This is a genomic window from Kordia zhangzhouensis (assembly GCF_001005305.1).
GTDB classification, from domain to species: domain Bacteria; phylum Bacteroidota; class Bacteroidia; order Flavobacteriales; family Flavobacteriaceae; genus Kordia; species Kordia zhangzhouensis.
The window spans coordinates 402,219-419,823 of record NZ_LBMH01000002.1; the positions used below are offsets into that span (position 1 = coordinate 402,219).

Annotated in this window: 15 protein-coding genes; 14 read left to right on the forward strand and 1 reads right to left on the reverse strand. The window is 34.5% G+C overall.

Translation table 11 applies throughout. The annotated features are described in order from the left end of the window. Position 1 precedes the first annotated feature (1 nt). The 12 genes from AA088_RS03215 to purD are packed head-to-tail and all read left to right on the forward strand — an operon-like array spanning position 2 to position 12,408. Positions 2 to 586, forward strand: a complete 585-nt coding sequence (locus AA088_RS03215; protein ID WP_046743496.1) for a sugar transferase — start codon at positions 2 to 4, stop codon at positions 584 to 586. Beyond that, a complete protein-coding gene (locus AA088_RS03220; RefSeq protein ID WP_052752766.1) occupies positions 579 to 1,532 on the forward strand; it encodes a methionyl-tRNA formyltransferase in 954 nt (317 codons plus the stop codon). The genes AA088_RS03215 and AA088_RS03220 overlap by 8 nt, the downstream gene beginning before the upstream one ends. After that, positions 1,522 to 2,199, forward strand: coding sequence for a PIG-L deacetylase family protein (locus tag AA088_RS03225; protein WP_046743497.1), 678 nt, complete (start codon positions 1,522 to 1,524; stop codon positions 2,197 to 2,199). Before AA088_RS03220 ends, AA088_RS03225 begins: the two co-directional genes overlap by 11 nt. Positions 2,200 to 2,219: 20 nt before the next feature. Next, positions 2,220 to 2,798, forward strand: a complete 579-nt coding sequence (locus AA088_RS03230; protein WP_046743498.1) for a sugar transferase — start codon at positions 2,220 to 2,222, stop codon at positions 2,796 to 2,798. Continuing rightward, the gene (locus AA088_RS03235; protein WP_394332082.1) at positions 2,791 to 3,402 is read left to right on the forward strand and encodes an acetyltransferase; all 612 of its coding nucleotides are present in this window, start codon (positions 2,791 to 2,793) and stop codon (positions 3,400 to 3,402) included. The genes AA088_RS03230 and AA088_RS03235 overlap by 8 nt, the downstream gene beginning before the upstream one ends. Before the next feature lie 2 nt (positions 3,403 to 3,404). Further along, positions 3,405 to 4,538, forward strand: coding sequence for a DegT/DnrJ/EryC1/StrS family aminotransferase (locus AA088_RS03240; protein ID WP_064972158.1), 1,134 nt, complete (start codon positions 3,405 to 3,407; stop codon positions 4,536 to 4,538). 55 nt (positions 4,539 to 4,593) lie between these two features. Further along, positions 4,594 to 6,621 (forward strand): nucleoside-diphosphate sugar epimerase/dehydratase, encoded by a 2,028-nt coding sequence (locus tag AA088_RS03245; RefSeq protein WP_052752767.1) that lies wholly within the window; start codon positions 4,594 to 4,596, stop codon positions 6,619 to 6,621. A 19-nt stretch (positions 6,622 to 6,640) separates the two neighbouring features. After that, a complete protein-coding gene (locus AA088_RS03250) occupies positions 6,641 to 7,951 on the forward strand; it encodes a UDP-glucose dehydrogenase family protein (protein ID WP_046743500.1) in 1,311 nt (436 codons plus the stop codon). Between the two features lie 20 nt (positions 7,952 to 7,971). Beyond that, positions 7,972 to 8,958 carry a UDP-glucuronic acid decarboxylase family protein gene (locus AA088_RS03255; RefSeq protein WP_046743501.1) on the forward strand — a complete coding sequence of 329 codons (987 nt, stop codon included), beginning with the start codon at positions 7,972 to 7,974 and terminating at the stop codon, positions 8,956 to 8,958. A gap of 3 nt (positions 8,959 to 8,961) precedes the next feature. After that, positions 8,962 to 10,368, forward strand: a complete 1,407-nt coding sequence (locus tag AA088_RS03260; protein ID WP_046743502.1) for an undecaprenyl-phosphate glucose phosphotransferase — start codon at positions 8,962 to 8,964, stop codon at positions 10,366 to 10,368. Between the two features lies 1 nt (position 10,369). Further along, a complete protein-coding gene (locus AA088_RS03265; RefSeq protein ID WP_046743503.1) occupies positions 10,370 to 11,140 on the forward strand; it encodes a glycosyltransferase family 2 protein in 771 nt (256 codons plus the stop codon). Next, positions 11,137 to 12,408, forward strand: coding sequence for a phosphoribosylamine--glycine ligase (purD, locus tag AA088_RS03270; RefSeq protein ID WP_046743504.1), 1,272 nt, complete (start codon positions 11,137 to 11,139; stop codon positions 12,406 to 12,408). The genes AA088_RS03265 and purD overlap by 4 nt, the downstream gene beginning before the upstream one ends. A gap of 2 nt (positions 12,409 to 12,410) precedes the next feature. Here purD and AA088_RS03275 read toward each other — a convergent pair whose 3' ends face one another. Next, a complete protein-coding gene (locus tag AA088_RS03275) occupies positions 12,411 to 12,638 on the reverse strand; it encodes a DUF6341 family protein (protein WP_046743505.1) in 228 nt (75 codons plus the stop codon). A 47-nt stretch (positions 12,639 to 12,685) separates the two neighbouring features. Here AA088_RS03275 and AA088_RS03280 point away from each other — a divergent pair, with 47 nt between their 5' ends. Both AA088_RS03280 and AA088_RS03285 read left to right on the forward strand, forming a co-directional pair. After that, the gene (locus AA088_RS03280) at positions 12,686 to 13,606 is read left to right on the forward strand and encodes a hypothetical protein (RefSeq protein WP_046743506.1); all 921 of its coding nucleotides are present in this window, start codon (positions 12,686 to 12,688) and stop codon (positions 13,604 to 13,606) included. A 244-nt stretch (positions 13,607 to 13,850) separates the two neighbouring features. Then, the coding region (locus AA088_RS03285) for an SdrD B-like domain-containing protein (RefSeq protein WP_156168378.1) at positions 13,851 to 17,605 on the forward strand (3,755 nt) is incomplete at its 3' end.

Sequence of the window (17,605 nt, forward strand, 5' to 3'; positions counted from 1 at the left end):
TATGTACAAAACGATTATAAAAAGATTTTTTGATTTTCTAGTATCAGCTATTATTTGTTTGATGCTAATTCCTCTCTTTATCATTATTTACATTGCTGTAAAAGTAGACTCAAAAGGAAGTTTTTTCTTTTTTCAAGAACGATTGGGAAAACAAGGAAAATGTTTCAAAGTATTCAAAATTAGAACAATGACAGACAAACCGAGAGAAACTACACAAGAAATTCTCAAAGGAAATGCTGAAGTTACAAAAGTTGGTGCCATATTACGCCGATTAAAAATTGATGAATTGCCACAAATCCTTAATATTTTAAAAGGAGATATGTCATTTGTTGGACCGAGACCATGCATGCCGTCGTTACAAGAAGAATTTAATGAAGATGGAAAAAAAAGACTTCTTGTACGACCTGGATTAACGGGCTTAGCACAAACCAACGGAAACATATATTTAACGTGGCCTGAACGTTGGAAATATGATCGGCAGTATGTAGAAAACCTAAACTTTCTATTAGACATACAAATCCTATTTAAAACAGTACTTATTGTTTTCATGGGAGAAGAAAAATTCTTAAAAAAACCAAATGTATAATATACTTGTAATTGGAGCGGTACAAACTACGGCGATCACTATTGAAAAATTGGTGGAGCATGGATTTTCAATAGCTGGCGTATTGGGTCATGAACCTAAAAATACAGCACGTGTTTCTGGCTGGGCAAATCTAAAAGAAATCGCTTCAAAACATAATTTAGAGTATATGGGTTTTAAGCGAATAAATGAAGAAACTCATATCAAGTGGGCACTTGAAAAAAAACCAGATATTATTTTTGCTGTAGGCTTTTCCCAATTACTTAAAGATGATTGGCTACAAATGCCTAAGCTAGGTTGTATTGGGTTTCACCCTACCAAATTACCAGAAGGTAGAGGAAGAGCTCCAATAGCTTGGATAACACTCGAGAAAAAAATGGGATCTGCAAGTTTCTTTCTAATGGGCGAAGGCGCAGATGATGGACCCATATTTTCTCAATCACTCTTTGAAGTAGAAGAAGATGATGACGCAGGAAGGGTAGAAGAAAAAATTGGGATACACATTCACAAAGCACTTGATGCTTGGTTGCCTGAACTAAAAAAGGGCAATTGGAATCCTGAGCCTCAAGATCATTCACTAGCTAGTTGGTACGGAAAAAGAGGTCCGGAAGATGGTTGGATTAATTGGAACAACTCTGCAGATTATCTGGATAGACTAATCAAAGCTAGCTCAACACCGCATCCAGGAGCATATACTTATTTTAAAGATAGTAAAGTTGTTATTTGGAAATCTCAAATAGAAAATACAATTAATATCCAAGGAGTGGTTGGACGTGTGTTACTTACAAGTCCCGAAAAAGGATACCTAATACAATGCGGGAAAGGACTATTATGGATCAATAATCTAGAAACAATCTCTGAAACACTTCCTAAAGTAGGCGATAAGTTAGGGTATAACATTGAAGACGAGATATATAACATCAAAAAAAGATTGAAGAATGAAGAATAAAATCTTAGTAGTTGCACCGCATGCAGATGATGAAATTATTGGTTGTGGAGCAACAATTGCCAAAGCAATAAACAAAGGAGATGAGGTATATATTGTCATAGTAACCAATGCTAATATTGGGGCTCCAGAATTATTCAACGAAGAGGCAATTACAAAAGTTCGTGAAGAAGCATTACAAGCACACAAGTATTTGGGCGTGAGTAAAACATTCTTTCTAGACTTTCCTGCACCTGCACTGAATGCCTTTCCAGAATACAAGATATCAGTAGCACTTTCTCAAATTATTAATGAAATACAACCAAATGTTCTGTATGTACCGCATCCTGGAGATTTACATCAAGATCACAAAGCTGTCTACAGAGCAAGTTTAGTAGCTTCAAGACCACAAGGCAATTATAACATAAAAGAAATATACTGTTACGAAACATTGTCAGAAACAGAATGGGCTCCGTATCAAGAAAAAGCATTTATTCCTAATGTATTCAATGATGTTTCTGAATTTTTTGAAAAGAAAATAGAGGCCATGAAATTTTTTAAATCGCAAATTAAAGAGTTTCCTCATACACGTTCCGTAGAAACCTTTGAAGCACTAGCAAAATTTAGAGGCGCTACAGTAGGTGTTAAAAGAGCAGAAAGCTTTATAGTTGAAAGGGTTATAAAAAAGTAATACAATAAAAAACTTGGGTAATGGTAGCAAAACGTATTTTTGACATAGTTCTTTCGTTTGCATTACTAGTTGTACTATTGTTACCAATGTGCGTTATTTGGCTTATCACATCAATCATATTACAATCTAATGGACTATTTTTGCAAACAAGAATTGGTCAATATGGAAAGCGATTTACCATGTATAAGTTCAAAACATTATATCCAGATAGGAGAAAAAAATCAAAATGGGGTGCTTTCATGAGAAAAACCAAACTTGATGAGTTTCCACAGCTTTGGAATATCCTTATTGGAGAGATGAGTTTTGTGGGGCCGCGGCCTGATTTGCCAGGATACTATGATCAACTTGAAGGAGAAGAAAGAGAATTGCTAAAATTGAAGCCAGGAATTACTTCGCTAGCAGCACTCAAATATATAAATGAAGAAGAAATATTAGCAGGCAAAAAAAATCCGAAAGAATATAATGATATTGTAATTTATCCAGACAAAGTCAAAATGAATTTACAATATTACAACAATAGAAGTTTTTTAGTAGATTTAAGAATAATTATAAAAACAATCGCTACAGTAATAACTGGAAAACGATCAAAAAATGAGTGAAATTTGTTTATTTGGTGCAAGTGGACATGGGAAAGTAGTTAAAGATGTTGCTACCACGATAAATGTAGAAGTAAAAGCTTTTATAGATGACAATCCTAAAAGCAATTTTATTCACGACATTCCAGTTGTTATTTCGGAAAAAATAAAAAATTATGCCCACTGTAAAATTTTGATAAGCATCGGCAATAATAAAATACGGAAAGCAATCAGTACTAGGATTGAAAATGAATTTGCAACACTTATTCATCAAAAAGCTGTAGTTTCTCAATCTGCAATAATTGGTGAAGGAACGGTAGTTCTAGGTGGAGCAATCATTAATGCAGATGCAAACATAGGGAAACATGTAATCATAAATACAGCTGCAATAATAGAACATGATTGTCATATAGAAAATTATGTACACATTTCGCCAAATGCCACAATAACAGGAAATGTTCGTATTGGTGAAGGTACTCATATTGGAGCCGGCGCAACAATTATTCCTAATGTTACTATTGGAAAATGGGCAACAATTGGAGCTGGAGCTGTTATTATCAAAGATGTTCCAGATTATGCAGTGGTCGTTGGGAATCCAGGGAAAATAAAAAAGTACAATAACGAATAATAATGAACTCAAGAATTTGGCTTTCATCTCCGCATATGGGCGGAAACGAATTAAAATACATTCAAGAAGCATTCGATACGAATTGGATAGCTCCTCTAGGCCCTAATGTTACGGGTTTTGAGAATGATTTAAAGCAATTTTTAAATACCGAGAAAGAAGTTGGCGCATTAGCTTCTGGAACAGCAGCTATCCATTTGGGGTTAATCCTAGCAGGAGTAAAAGCAGATGATGAGGTTATCTGTCAAAGTATGACTTTCTCTGCTTCTGCAAATCCTATATTGTATCAAGGAGCTACGCCTGTTTTTGTTGACAGTGAGCCAGATACTTGGAATATGTGTCCTATACATTTAGAAGAAGCTATAAAAAATAGGATAGCACAAGGAAAGAAACCCAAAGCAATTATCCTAGTACACTTATATGGGATGCCAGCCAAAATAGACGAAATAGTATCAATTGCCAACCAATATGATATTGCACTCATTGAAGACGCTGCAGAAGCTTTAGGCTCAACCTATAAAGGACAAAACTGCGGTACTTTTGGAGAATATGCCGCATTATCATTCAATGGAAACAAAATCATTACCACATCTGGAGGTGGCGCTATTGTATGTAAAGATGAAGCATCAAAAAAGAAAGCCGTTTTTTTAGCAACTCAAGCTAGAGATGACGCTCCTCATTATCAACACTCTGAAATTGGGTATAACTACCGAATGAGTAATATTGTAGCAGGAATTGGTAGAGGACAAATGGAAGTGCTAGAGGCACACATAGCACTTCGTAGAGAAATGAACCTATTCTACAAAAACATCTTTAAACATGTAGAAGGTGTAACAGTTTTTGAAGAACCAACAAATGATTATTTCTCCAACCATTGGTTAAGCTGTATCACTATTGATGAAGAAAAAGCAAACTTTACACGAGAAGATTTGCGTTTAGCCTTATGGGAAAAAAACATAGAATCCAGACCACTATGGAAACCAATGCACTTACAACCCATTTTTGAAAAATATCCATTCTACGGAACGAATGTAAGTGAAAATTTGTTCAATAACGGACTTTGTTTGCCTTCAGGATCAAATTTAACAAGACAGGAAAAAGAACGTATTACACAAGTTATAGCTGCTTTTCTAGCATAGAAACAAATAAATTAAGTAATTTGTGCTTGTAAACAACGAATTTGTTTTGTGAGAGATGAAGATACTGAATTCAAGAAACATAAAAGAAGCAATAAAACAAGTTTTAAAATCGAGTAAAAAGCGTATTGATTTTAAAAATATAGGCTATTTACCTAGATGGCTTATCCTATGTTTCGATATGTTTATTTGTTTTGTCGCTTGGATCTTAACCAGTGTTATTATTGACAATATCAATATTAGTGATTTGAGTATATCTTCTCAATCAATTTTTGGATTGTCTCCAAGTGCAGGCTTAATCTTAATTACCAATTTATTATTTTTTATATTTTTTAGAACCTACGCAGGTTTAATTCGTCACTCAACTTTTGTTGATGCTGTTAAATTCTTTTTAGCGTCATTAGCAACTTTGATTACTCTATTAGTGGTCAACTATTCACACTTAATCTTTAGAGGGAACAATCTATTTTTAATTCCAGGACTGTTCATCTATTTTGCCATGTCATTTTCTGCATTATTGCTATTTCGTGTTTTGGTAAAACAAGTCTTTGAAGCTTATTTTGATAATGCGGCAAAAGACGATCAAATTACAGTAATGATTTACGGAATTGATTCCAATGCAATTGCAATTTCTAATGCACTCAAAGTTGAGCGACCTACGCGTTACAAGCTTATTGGTTTTATTGATAAAAAAGGTAAAAATCAAAGTAAAGAAATTTTAGGGCTTCCTATTATTCATCTAAAGCGGAAAATCTCGGTTATTTTGCGCGCCTATGGAGCAAACGCAATCATTTTAGCCGATCAATCCATTACACAAGAAGAACGTATAAAAATTGTTGATGATTGCTTAGAGCATAACTTTAAAGTATTTCGCGCACCAATTGTTTCCGATATGGAAGACAAGGAAAATGTAAATCTAGCGAAGCAAATACAAAATGTTCAAATTGAAGATCTTCTCGAAAGAGAACCTATAGTACTTAATAACAAATTAATTGCCAAAGAACTTTACAAAAGAAGAATTCTAGTTACTGGAGGCGCTGGTTCAATAGGAAGTGAAATAGCACGTCAAGTAGCAAACTATAAGCCTGAAAAACTAATTATTCTCGATCAAGCAGAAACACCATTGTATCAAATACAAATGGAGATAAAATCGAATTTTCCCGATTTAGATTTTGAGGCTGTCGTTGCAGATGTTCGCTACAAAGAAAAACTTGACAATATATTTGAGATATACAAACCGCAAGTAGTATACCATGCAGCAGCTTACAAACACGTACCACTAATGGAAGACAATCCGTCTCAGGCTATTTTTGTAAACGTGATGGGAACTAAAAATGTAGCAGATGTTGCTCTAAAGCATAAAGCTGACAAATTTGTGTTAGTCTCTACAGATAAAGCAGTAAACCCAAGTAATGTAATGGGAGCTTCTAAGCGAATCGCAGAAATTTATGTGCAAACATTACAAGAAGCCTTCAAAAAAGACAATCGTTATGTAACAAATTACGTTACTACACGTTTTGGAAATGTATTGGGTTCAAACGGATCTGTAGTTCCCCTATTTAGACGCCAATTGGCAGAAGGTGGACCACTTACAATTACACATCCTGATATTATCAGATATTTCATGACCATTCCTGAAGCGTGTCAATTAGTATTGGAAGCTGGAGCTATGGGACACGGAGGAGAGATTTATATATTTGATATGGGAGAAGCTGTAAAAATTATAGACCTTGCTAAAAAAATTATCAAATTAGCCGGTTTTGTTCCTAATAAAGATATTGAAATCAAAATCATTGGATTACGTCCAGGAGAAAAACTATACGAAGAATTGCTAAATGATAAATCGACGACGCTGCCAACTTATAATGAAAAAATTATGATTGCTCGTGCAGAAATGTACGACTACGATGAAGTAAATAATAATATCAAAGAACTGATAGAATCTGCCGCACAGTTTGACAAAGTAGCCGTTGTAAAACGAATGAAAGCAATTGTTCCTGAATACAAGAGTATGAATTCTTCCTATGAAGAACTCGACAAAAAAGAGAAAGAAAAAGATACAAGTGTCAAATTACAAGACAAATAAAAGCAATAAAAATTAGCACATGAAAATAACTGTTGTCGGAACAGGATATGTAGGATTAGTCACAGGAACGTGTCTAGCTGAAACAGGAAATGATGTACTTTGTGTAGATATTGACAAGCATAAAGTGGAACGAATGCAAAATGGTGAAGTTCCTATTTATGAACCACATTTAGACGTACTTTTTGAAAGAAATATAAAAGCAGAACGCTTAAAATTTACTACTTCTTTGGAAGAAGGTTTGACGCATGGACAAATAATTTTTCTAGCACTACCAACTCCTGAAGATGAAGATGGTTCGGCAGATTTATCGTATGTATTAGGAGTCGCTGAAAACATAGGAAAAATAATGACTGAATATAAAGTCATTGTCGATAAAAGTACAGTACCTGTAGGAACAGCAGAAAAAGTAACAGAAGTTATTGCAAAACATGCAAAAGTAGATTTTGATGTAGTATCCAATCCTGAGTTCTTACGTGAGGGATTCGCAGTAGATGATTTCTTAAAACCAGAACGAATAGTAATTGGCTCAAGCTCAGAAAAAGCAACCCAATTAATGGAACGATTGTACAAACCATTTGTTCGCTCAGGGAATCCAATATTAATCATGGATGAAAAATCTGCAGAACTAACGAAATACGCTTCAAACTCGTTCTTAGCTGCTAAAATTACGTTTATGAATGAGATTGCGAACTTTTGTGAAAAAGTAGGTGCAGATGTAGATAAAGTGCGTATCGGAATGGGAACGGACTCTCGCATTGGAAAACGTTTCTTATTTCCAGGAATAGGATATGGAGGATCCTGCTTTCCTAAAGATGTAAAAGCGTTACACAAATCAGGAAAAGACCATCATTATCACTTTCAAATCTTAGATGCAGTAATCAATGTGAATAATAAACAAAAAACTGCATTAATTCCAAAAGTAGTGAATCATCTTGGTGATGATTTATCAGGAAAAACAATTGCGATTTGGGGATTGTCTTTTAAGCCTGAAACAGACGATATTCGTGAAGCACCATCTTTATACATTATGGATGAATTGCTAGCTAGAGGAGCTGCACTTCAAGTATTTGATCCTGAAGCCATGGATAATGTTAAACGAAAACTTGGAGATACAATAAGCTATGCAGAAAGCATGTATAACGCAACTGAAAACGCTGATGCTTTGATTATTTGTACAGAATGGAGCATTTTCAGAACGCCAAACTTCCAAAAACTAAACGAAAACCTACGCCAGCCAATCATCTTTGACGGTAGGAACTTATATGATGTTGCAGAAATGGAAAAAGAAGGATTTACCTATTTTTCTATTGGACGTAAAGAGGTGATATAATTCTAAAAACAACCCACAAAATGAAACGAATTCTAATTACGGGAGCCGCAGGATTCATAGGTTCACACTTATGTGATCGTTTTATCAACGAAGGATATCACGTTATTGGAATGGATAATCTCATTACAGGAGATATTCGTAACATTGAACATTTATTTCACTTAAAAGAATTTCAGTTTTACCATCACGATGTTACAAAATTTGTACACGTTCCGGGAAAACTAGATTATATATTACACTTTGCATCACCCGCAAGCCCTATTGACTATCTCAAAATACCGATTCAAACACTCAAAGTGGGTTCGCTCGGAACGCACAATTTGCTAGGATTAGCTAAAGAAAAAAAATCACGAATTTTAATTGCGTCAACATCTGAAGTCTATGGTGACCCATTAGTGCATCCACAACATGAGGAATACTACGGAAATGTGAACGCAATCGGGCCACGTGGAGTATATGATGAAGCCAAACGTTTTCAAGAATCTATTACGATGGCGTATCATCGTTTTCACGGATTAGAAACACGTATTGTACGTATATTTAACACCTATGGTCCGCGCATGCGATTGAATGATGGTCGTGTAATTCCAGCATTTATAGGGCAAGCACTTCGTGGGGAAGACTTGACAGTATTTGGTGACGGAATGCAAACACGCTCATTTTGTTATATTACAGATCAAGTAGAAGGAATTTTTAGAGTATTAATGAGTGATTATGTGGAACCAATCAATATTGGAAATCCGCATGAGATAACTATTAAAGATTTTGCAGAAGAAATCATTAAACTGACCGGGACTTCACAAAAAATAATTTACAAAGAATTACCAGTTGATGATCCTCTACAACGCAAACCAGATATTCGTAAAGCCAAAGAAATTCTCGATTGGGAACCAAAAGTACACCGAAGTGAAGGCATGAAAAAAACGTACGAATATTTTAAATCCTTACCAGAAAAAGAACTATTTAAAAAAGAACACAAAGATTTTTCAACGTATACAAGAATGTAACAAATGCATATAAGAGGAAGATATTCATGGCTATTGCGACCCTTTTTTGTGGTGTTCGATCTCTGTGTTATCAATATTTTGGTGTTTTTCTTTTTTGACTTTAACGATCAAGATCTTTACTTTTTTGAAAATTCTTTTTGGAACAACAAACACTTGCTGTTTATCATTTATACAATAATTTTCTGGCCGTTATCTTCTTTTTACCTAAAATTTTACAATGTTTACCGATTCACGTCGGTTCCGCATATTTTATCCTTATTAATCAAGCAGTTGTTGGCGTATACACTTATCATGTATGCGTTCATTGGAATCTTTAGAAGTATCAATGTACAAGCATTTGTAACCTTTCAATATTTGATGCTAAGTTTTGGAATTATTGGCTTGGGTAAAATCATTGGATATTATGCACTCAAAAAGTACCGTTCTGTTTTAGATGGCAACATTCGTCGTGTTATCATTATAGGAAGTAGTGCGGGTGCTCAAGAGTTGGAACGTTTATTTCGAAACAATAAAGAACTTGGGTATAAATTACTAGGCGTTTTTAGTGATAGAAATGGTTCAGACGCAGCAGGAACTATTGAAGATAGCTTTCGTTTTATAGAAAAAGAGCAAGGAATAGATGAAATTTACTGTGCAATTGATGAAGTTGCAGAAAAACACGTGAATGATTATGTGAAATATGCCAGTATGAACATGATCAATATAAAATTTATTCCAAATACTAAAAAACTAATCACGAAACGACTTAAAACAGATTATTACAATTACTTGCCAGTTCTTTCTATTCAAGAAGTAGCGTTAAACAACAACTTGAATCGTTTTATAAAACGGGCATTTGACATTGTATTTTCTTTGTTTATTATTGTTTTCTTCTTATCGTGGTTTATTCCTTTAATGGCAATATTAATCAAATTAGAGTCCAAAGGCCCCGTATTTTATAAGCATACCCGAAACGGGTTAAACTACAAAGAGTTTACGTGCTATAAGTTTCGTTCGTTAGTACATAACAATGATGTTGATTATGATCATGTAACCGAACAAGATTCGCGTGTAACTAAAATAGGACGATTTATTCGAAAAACCAGTATTGACGAATTACCACAATTTTTTAATGTATTAAAAGGTGATATGTCTGTCGTAGGACCTAGACCTCATATGATTCCATATACAAAAGAATATGCAAAGAAGATTGATAAATACAACTTTGTCTTTCGTCATAGTGTAAAACCTGGAATTTCTGGATTAGCGCAAGTAAAAGGCTATCGTGGAGAAATAAAAAATGACGAAGATATCATCAATCGAATCAAATATGATATATTTTACATTGAAAACTGGTCATTATTCTTAGATATCAAAATTATCTTTGAAACAATCTTAAATATTGTCAAAGGAGAAGAAAAAGCGTACTAAAATGAGCAATCCATTAGTTTCAATCATTACGCCAACTTACAACTCAGCACACTTTGTTTCTGATACGATTAACTCGGTTATTGCCCAGACGTATTCTCATTGGGAACTTATTTTGGTTGATGATGCTTCTTCAGATACTACTGTAGAAATTCTCAAAAAATATGCGACGTTAGACAATCGTATAAAAGTTCATGTTCTAGAAACTAACTTAGGAGCTGCCATTGCACGAAATACGGCCATTAAAAAAGCTTCAGGGAAATATATAGCCTTTTTGGATGCAGATGATCTTTGGAAGCCTGAAAAGCTCTCTAAGCAAATTGCATTTATGCAAGAAAAAAAAGTTGCGATTAGTTTTTCAAGCTATGAATTGATGGATGAAGCGGGAAACTCATTGCAAAAAATAATCAAAGCATTGCCCAAAGTGGATTACACTAAAATGCTGAAAAGTAATTACATTGGTAATCTAACAGGAATTTATGACGCCGAAAAACTAGGCAAAGTATACATGCCCAACATTCGAAAACGACAAGACTGGGCTTTGTGGTTGCAGTTAACTCAAAAAGTTCCGTTTGCCTATAGCATACCAGAAGCTTTGGCAATATATCGTGTGCGTCAAAATTCAATTTCATCCAATAAACTAAATTTATTAAAATACAACTATGCTATTTACAGAAAGGCTCTTAACTTTGGCACTTTCAAATCGATTATATACCTAATTCGATTTTTAATAGAACATTTCTTTATAAAACCACGACAAACAACACAACTATGAACATTCTTGTTTTAGGATCAGGAGGAAGAGAACATACACTTACTTGGAAATTAGCACAAAGCTCACGAATCACTAAACTTTTTGTAGCACCAGGAAATGCAGGAACCGCAAGAATTGCAGAAAATGTTGCAATCAATGTAAATGATTTTGAGGCAATTGGTGCGTTTTCATTAGAAAATTCAATTGATATAGTTGTAGTAGGTCCAGAAGATCCGCTAGTAAAGGGAATTCATGATTACTTTTTGAGCAACGAAAAACTGCAAGGAATTCATGTAATTGGTCCGCAGCAACAAGCAGCAGCATTAGAAGGAAGTAAGGAATTTGCTAAGGAGTTCATGATGCGTCATGACATTCCTACAGCAGCTTACCAGAGTTTTACAAAAGAAACCGTAGAAGCGGGATGCGATTTTTTAACTACGTTGAAACCGCCATATGTTCTCAAAGCAGATGGTTTGGCGGCAGGAAAAGGAGTATTAATCATTAATGAGTTAAAAGAAGCTCAAGATGCTTTACGAGAAATGCTCGTGGAGGCTAAATTTGGAGAGGCAAGCACAAAAGTTGTCATTGAAGAATTTCTAGACGGAATAGAATTAAGCTGTTTTGTGCTAACTGATGGGAAAAACTATATAACACTTCCAACGGCGAAAGATTATAAACGTATTGGCGAAGGCGATACAGGCTTAAATACAGGCGGAATGGGCGCGGTTTCTCCTGTGCCGTTTGTAGATACGGAATTCATGGAAAAGATAGAAACACGCATCATCAAACCTACGATTGACGGTTTTCAGAAAGATGATTTACCATACAAAGGATTCGTATTTATTGGTTTAATTAAAGTAGGGAATGATCCCTATGTAATTGAGTATAATGTGCGAATGGGCGATCCTGAGACTGAAGTTGTGATTCCGCGTTTGGAAAACGATCTTGTGGAAATTTTTGAAGCTGTTGGAAACCAAACACTAAATAAAATAGATCTGCAAATCAAGAAAGAAGCGGCTACAACAATTATGGTAGTTTCTGGCGGATATCCAGAAGCATACGAAAAAGGAAAAGAAATTACAGGGATAGAAAATATTGAAGATTCCTTGGTATTTCATGCAGGAACCAAACTTGATAATGAGAAAGTAGTAACCAATGGAGGAAGAGTAATTGCGGTTACTTCTTATGCAAATTCGTACGAAGAGGCCATAAAAAAATCTTATCAAAACATACAAAAGTTACATTTTGATAAGATGTATTATAGAAAAGATATTGGCTTCGACTTATAAAATTATAAGTATGAATGTGCCGTAACGTCTTTGTTCTCTTCGTTGTTGTCGTTGAATTTTTTCAACTGCAAAACCCAATATACCATAGCTACTGCTGCAATGATCATAAAGATCCAATTGATGATATTTGCGGCAGTCCAGCTTTCTAATTCAAGTTCGCGTAATGCATCAAGAGGAAGAAATAAAATTTCTTCGAACAAGTAAGCAATTCCTTCAAATAAGTTTTTCATCGATAAATCATATTATATTTACTTTGCAAAAGTATAAAAACCTATAAATGATAACAAGCATTTTCGGCAAATCAAAACCAATAAATTTCCTCTTTTGTATTGCAATTGTAGTAGGATACTTTGTAATTCACTTGTTTTCAGTAGAAAAGGAGATTGATGCAAATATGCTTACAGGAGAAATTCCGGTGCTAATTCTGCTTATATTTTCTCTATTTATGGTTGATTTTATTGTAAAAAAGAACAACCTCACAGAAAAGAATGACTATGTGCTTTTGCTAACTACATTATTCTTAGGGTGGTTTCCTTCTATATATTCAAACATAAAAATTGTCGCTATCTACATATTGATATTGCTCGCCTTTAGGCGAATTGTTAGTTTGCGTACGTTAAATAACATAAAGCAAAAGCTTTTCGATGCTTCCTTGTATATCAGTGTGGCAATGCTTTTTGATTCATGGGTAGTGATATATTTTATTATTATCTATTTAGGAATCATTTTATATGTTTCTAATGACTACAGAAATTGGTTCATACCTATAGTTGTATATGCAGGAGCAGTTATCCTATATATGGGCTATCAATTTCTTACAGATCAAAGCATTCTTACAAATGAACTTTTTACTTGGAAGCTTAATTTGAACTATTCGACGACAGACACTAAAAGAATTTTTTTACATTTAATCATACTTGCTCTTTTCTCAATAAGTTTTGTAGTATTTTTAGTAAAATACAAAACGTTTTCTTCTCAAAAAAAATTAGCTTTTTTACTATCTAATTCGCTGTTTTTTATAGGAATTATGTACGTAATATTTTCTCAAGATTTGCTATTGATGACTGAAATTTTACTACTTTTTCCTTTGTCAATTTCCACTGCCAATTTGCTCCAAAATATTGAAAATAAAAGGATAAGCGATGCCTTACTCTTTTTGCTAATGATTGTTAGTTTTTGTTTCTACCTCTACGAGTAATTCTTTTCTAAACCGTAAAATCAATACTGTTTTTACTTACAAATAAGTAATACAAGTACTACAAATATTACTTTTTCTCGAATTTTATGACGTTTTATCTAAAAGAAAACGGCTCGTCAGTTTTTTCGAAGAATTACAAATATTTTTGTGTTCGAGAATTAAGCCGCTCACCCCAAACTTATTTTGAATACAATCTATTTTTATATGCTACGGTATATATAATAGTTAACTAAACAACAAATCAATGAAGACTAAAATTACTCTTTTAGTTCTAAGTATCATGTTAGGACTAACCAATGTTTTCGCTAATTCAATGCCCAATAGCGAGAACATTATCGAGAATGAAATCATGACCACAAGTGATAACTCAATTATCATTTCTGCTGGGAAAAGAATTTACGCTCTCGATATGAACACGTACCAAGCAACGTTACTGGCAACTTCACCTTATGTAGATGAAATCAACTCAATTGCTAGTGACAATGCAACAGGTTGGATTTTTTACGTGTCTAACCACATTTCTAGTTACAACTGGACTATTTATGGGTACAACGTGTATACAAATACACACAAAAACTTCGGATCAGTAAGAAACTTTTTTACAAGTACAGGTCATGCGTACTCTTCTAGAGGATTAGCTTCTGGTGGAGCAACTTTCTACAATGGGAAATTGTATTTCGCAATGGAATATCCAGTAAACTGCTACTACTACAGAGGCGGTAGAGTTTCAACAAATGCAAATCCAAAAGACGAATTGTCAAACAACACTAGAACGGCAGGAACAGTGCCTTCTACAATGTTTACAAACGGACCAATCACTAGAAATTCTTCTGCAACTGAAGAAGATGTAGTAGATAATGGAGGAAGAACTGGAAACGGTGAAACACCTGCAGATTTTGTTATTATTGAAGCTGAAGAAGCAAATCAAATAAATGACAATGTAAGTGATTATCTTCCTGAAGAAGACTTGCCTGCAACAGACGCTTCTAACGATAGTGCTTTACAACAAAGAGGAGAGACTGCTCAAGCAGAAACATATACTTACAACTATTACAATAGTACATACAATAACAATATGTACTTACTTGAAATTTCTTTTAATGGATTATCAGATGCAAGCGGACAAACAACTTCTGTAGCTAATGGTAGACCAGTATATGATCCTTGGGGATATTCAAGCTTCTTATACAGAGGAGAACTAGGTGATATCGTAGTTGATGATAACGGACAATTGTACGCAGCTACTTCATATCAAGTACAAGCATACAACTTCAATACGAATCGTTACGATTGGGCAAATAATGAAGATGTATATGCACAAATGGCAAAAGATAAGCACAGCAACCTTCAATTATTGAAGAACAAAAGACAATGTAGTACAACCTACTACAATGGATGTCCTCACACAACTTGTACAACAAAAAGTTTCGTACAATTGTATACTGCGCCTTCTAATTTACGTACGTATGATAGCATTCAATTAGGTTCATTAAACGAAATTACAGGATTAGATCCTCAAGATGTTGGAAGAATCACGGATGCTTCTGACTATGTAAACTTAACACCTCCAGTATCATACAAAATCAAAGGATTTGTTTTTGATGATGATAATGAAAATGGAAACTATAATGGTGGTCTAGGAGAAGTAAAATTAGCAGGAGTTCAAGTAACATTATATGCTGATACTAACGAAAATGGAATATTAGATGCAGGTGATACTTCTATCGAATCACAAAATACTAATGCAAACGGACACTATACATTTAATGATGTACAAGTAGCTAAGACGCTAGTAAAAGTTACAGTGCCTTCTAATGATAGCAACTTTACTTATACATTAACTACTGCTGAAGTAATTGCAGTAACTGGAGCAACAGACGATGTTACAGGAATTAAATTCGGTATCAACAAAGAGCAGGTAATTGACTACTCAATTTCAGGAACTGTATATGATGATGATGATGCTAGTGGTGCACAAGATGCAGGAGAAGCAAACTTAGCTTCGGTAACAGTAACGTTATATGCAGATGCAAACGGAAACGGAGCAGTAGACGCTGGAGAAAGTGCAATCGCAACAACCACATCAGCTACTGATGGAACATATAGTTTTGCAAACGTAACAGTTCAAAACACAGTAGTAGCCGTAACAGTACCATCAAACACAGGAGACTTTACATACACGCTAACTACAGCAGGAGAAATCAATACAAGTTCAACAACTGCAAACGTAACAGGAGTAAACTTCGGAATCAACCAAGTTCAAATAATTGATTACTCAATTTCAGGAACTGTATATGATGATAACAATGCTAATGGTTCTCAGGATGCAGGAGAAGGAGTATTACAAAATATTACGTTAACGCTATATGCTGACAACGATAACAATGGACGTGTAGGCGCTGGAGATACAGTGATTGGAACTGCAACTTCTGCAGTAGACGGAACGTACAGCTTTGCAAACGTAACTGTTGAAAATACGTTAGTAACGGTAACAGTACCTACAAACACAGCGTCTTTCACATATGTATTGACTACTTCAGCAGAAATAATTACTAGTTCATTAATTACGGATGTTACTGGAGTTGATTTTGGAATCAACGAAGAGCAGGTAATCAATTATAACATTTCTGGTGTTGTATATGATGATAACAATGCGAACGGAGTAATTGATGCTTCAGAAACTGGAAGATTAGAAAACGTTACGTTAACGCTATATGCTGACAACGATAACAATGGACGTGTAGGAGCTGGTGATACTGTAATTGGTACAACAACTACGGATAGAGACGGGATCTATGGTTTCTCAGCAGTAACTGTTGAAAATACGTTAGTAACGGTAACTGTACCTACAAACACAGGAACTTATACATATGTATTAACAACATCCGCAGAAGTAGTAACAAGCTCATTAATAACTGATATTACAGGAGTAAACTTTGGAATCAACCAAGAAGAAGTAATCAACTACAACATTTCTGGAACTGTGTATGATGACGATAATGCCAATGGTGTTATTGATGCTGCAGAAGCTGGAAGATTAGAAAATGTTACGTTAACGTTATATGCTGACAACGATAACAACGGACGTGTAGGAGCTGGTGATACAATACTTTCAACTATTACTACTGCTGCAGATGGAACGTATAGTTTCTCAAATGTTACTACAAGAAATACATTAGTAGTAGTAACAGTACCATCAAATACAACAGATTTCAGATATACATTAACAACAACAGACAGTAGAGTAACAAGCTCTACAATTAACAATGTAACAAATGTTAACTTTGGTATCAACAGAGAAAGCAATTCATACAGCGTTTCAGGAAATGTATTTAACGATGAAAACGGAAACGGTATTAATGATAGTGATGCTGGATTAATAGGAATAGAAGTACGTTTATATGCTGATACGAACCAAAACGGTAGAGTTGACAGAGGAGAGCCTTTATTAGGAACAACAACTTCTGATAGAAACGGAAATTACCAATTTGCAGGAGTAACAGACGTATTTGTTATTGTACAAGTGGTAGTTCCAGCAAACACTGCTCAGTTTCAATACTTAGCAACAACTCAAGTAAATGTTCCATTAAGCTCAGGAGTAACTACAAACAATGTTAACTTTGGAATCAGAAGAACACTAATTATCTTATATAACATTAGAGGTGTTGTTTGGGATGATGCTGATTCTGACCAAATTAAAGATACAAATGAATCAAGACTTAGCGGAATCGGAGTTACTTTATACAACGATGCTAACGCTAATGGAATCATTGATACGGCTGATACAGCAATAAGTACAATTATGACTTCTGCTACAGGTGTATATGAATTTACAAATGTTAACTTAAGAAACGTAATTATTGTACCAACAGTTCCTTCAAATGGAACATTAACCACACCAGGAGAAAGAGTAGTTTCAAGTATCAATACCAACGTAAACGATGTTGATTTTGGTATCAAAATTACTTCTAACTTATTCCAAGTAACAGGAGTAGTATT

Excerpts from the sequence above, each read along its gene's own strand:
- AA088_RS03215 (WP_046743496.1), top strand. The coding sequence starts at position 2 with ATGTACAAAACGATTATAAAAAGATTTTTTGATTTTCTAGTATCAGCT.
- AA088_RS03220 (WP_052752766.1), top strand. The coding sequence starts at position 579 with ATGTATAATATACTTGTAATTGGAGCGGTACAAACTACGGCGATCACT.
- AA088_RS03225 (WP_046743497.1), top strand. The coding sequence starts at position 1,522 with ATGAAGAATAAAATCTTAGTAGTTGCACCGCATGCAGATGATGAAATT.
- AA088_RS03230 (WP_046743498.1), top strand. The coding sequence starts at position 2,220 with ATGGTAGCAAAACGTATTTTTGACATAGTTCTTTCGTTTGCATTACTA.
- AA088_RS03235 (WP_394332082.1), top strand. The coding sequence starts at position 2,791 with ATGAGTGAAATTTGTTTATTTGGTGCAAGTGGACATGGGAAAGTAGTT.
- AA088_RS03240 (WP_064972158.1), top strand. The coding sequence starts at position 3,405 with ATGAACTCAAGAATTTGGCTTTCATCTCCGCATATGGGCGGAAACGAA.
- AA088_RS03245 (WP_052752767.1), top strand. The coding sequence starts at position 4,594 with ATGAAGATACTGAATTCAAGAAACATAAAAGAAGCAATAAAACAAGTT.
- AA088_RS03250 (WP_046743500.1), top strand. The coding sequence starts at position 6,641 with ATGAAAATAACTGTTGTCGGAACAGGATATGTAGGATTAGTCACAGGA.
- AA088_RS03255 (WP_046743501.1), top strand. The coding sequence starts at position 7,972 with ATGAAACGAATTCTAATTACGGGAGCCGCAGGATTCATAGGTTCACAC.
- AA088_RS03260 (WP_046743502.1), top strand. The coding sequence starts at position 8,962 with ATGCATATAAGAGGAAGATATTCATGGCTATTGCGACCCTTTTTTGTG.
- AA088_RS03265 (WP_046743503.1), top strand. The coding sequence starts at position 10,370 with ATGAGCAATCCATTAGTTTCAATCATTACGCCAACTTACAACTCAGCA.
- purD (WP_046743504.1), top strand. The coding sequence starts at position 11,137 with ATGAACATTCTTGTTTTAGGATCAGGAGGAAGAGAACATACACTTACT.
- AA088_RS03275 (WP_046743505.1), bottom strand. The coding sequence starts at position 12,638 with ATGAAAAACTTATTTGAAGGAATTGCTTACTTGTTCGAAGAAATTTTA.
- AA088_RS03280 (WP_046743506.1), top strand. The coding sequence starts at position 12,686 with ATGATAACAAGCATTTTCGGCAAATCAAAACCAATAAATTTCCTCTTT.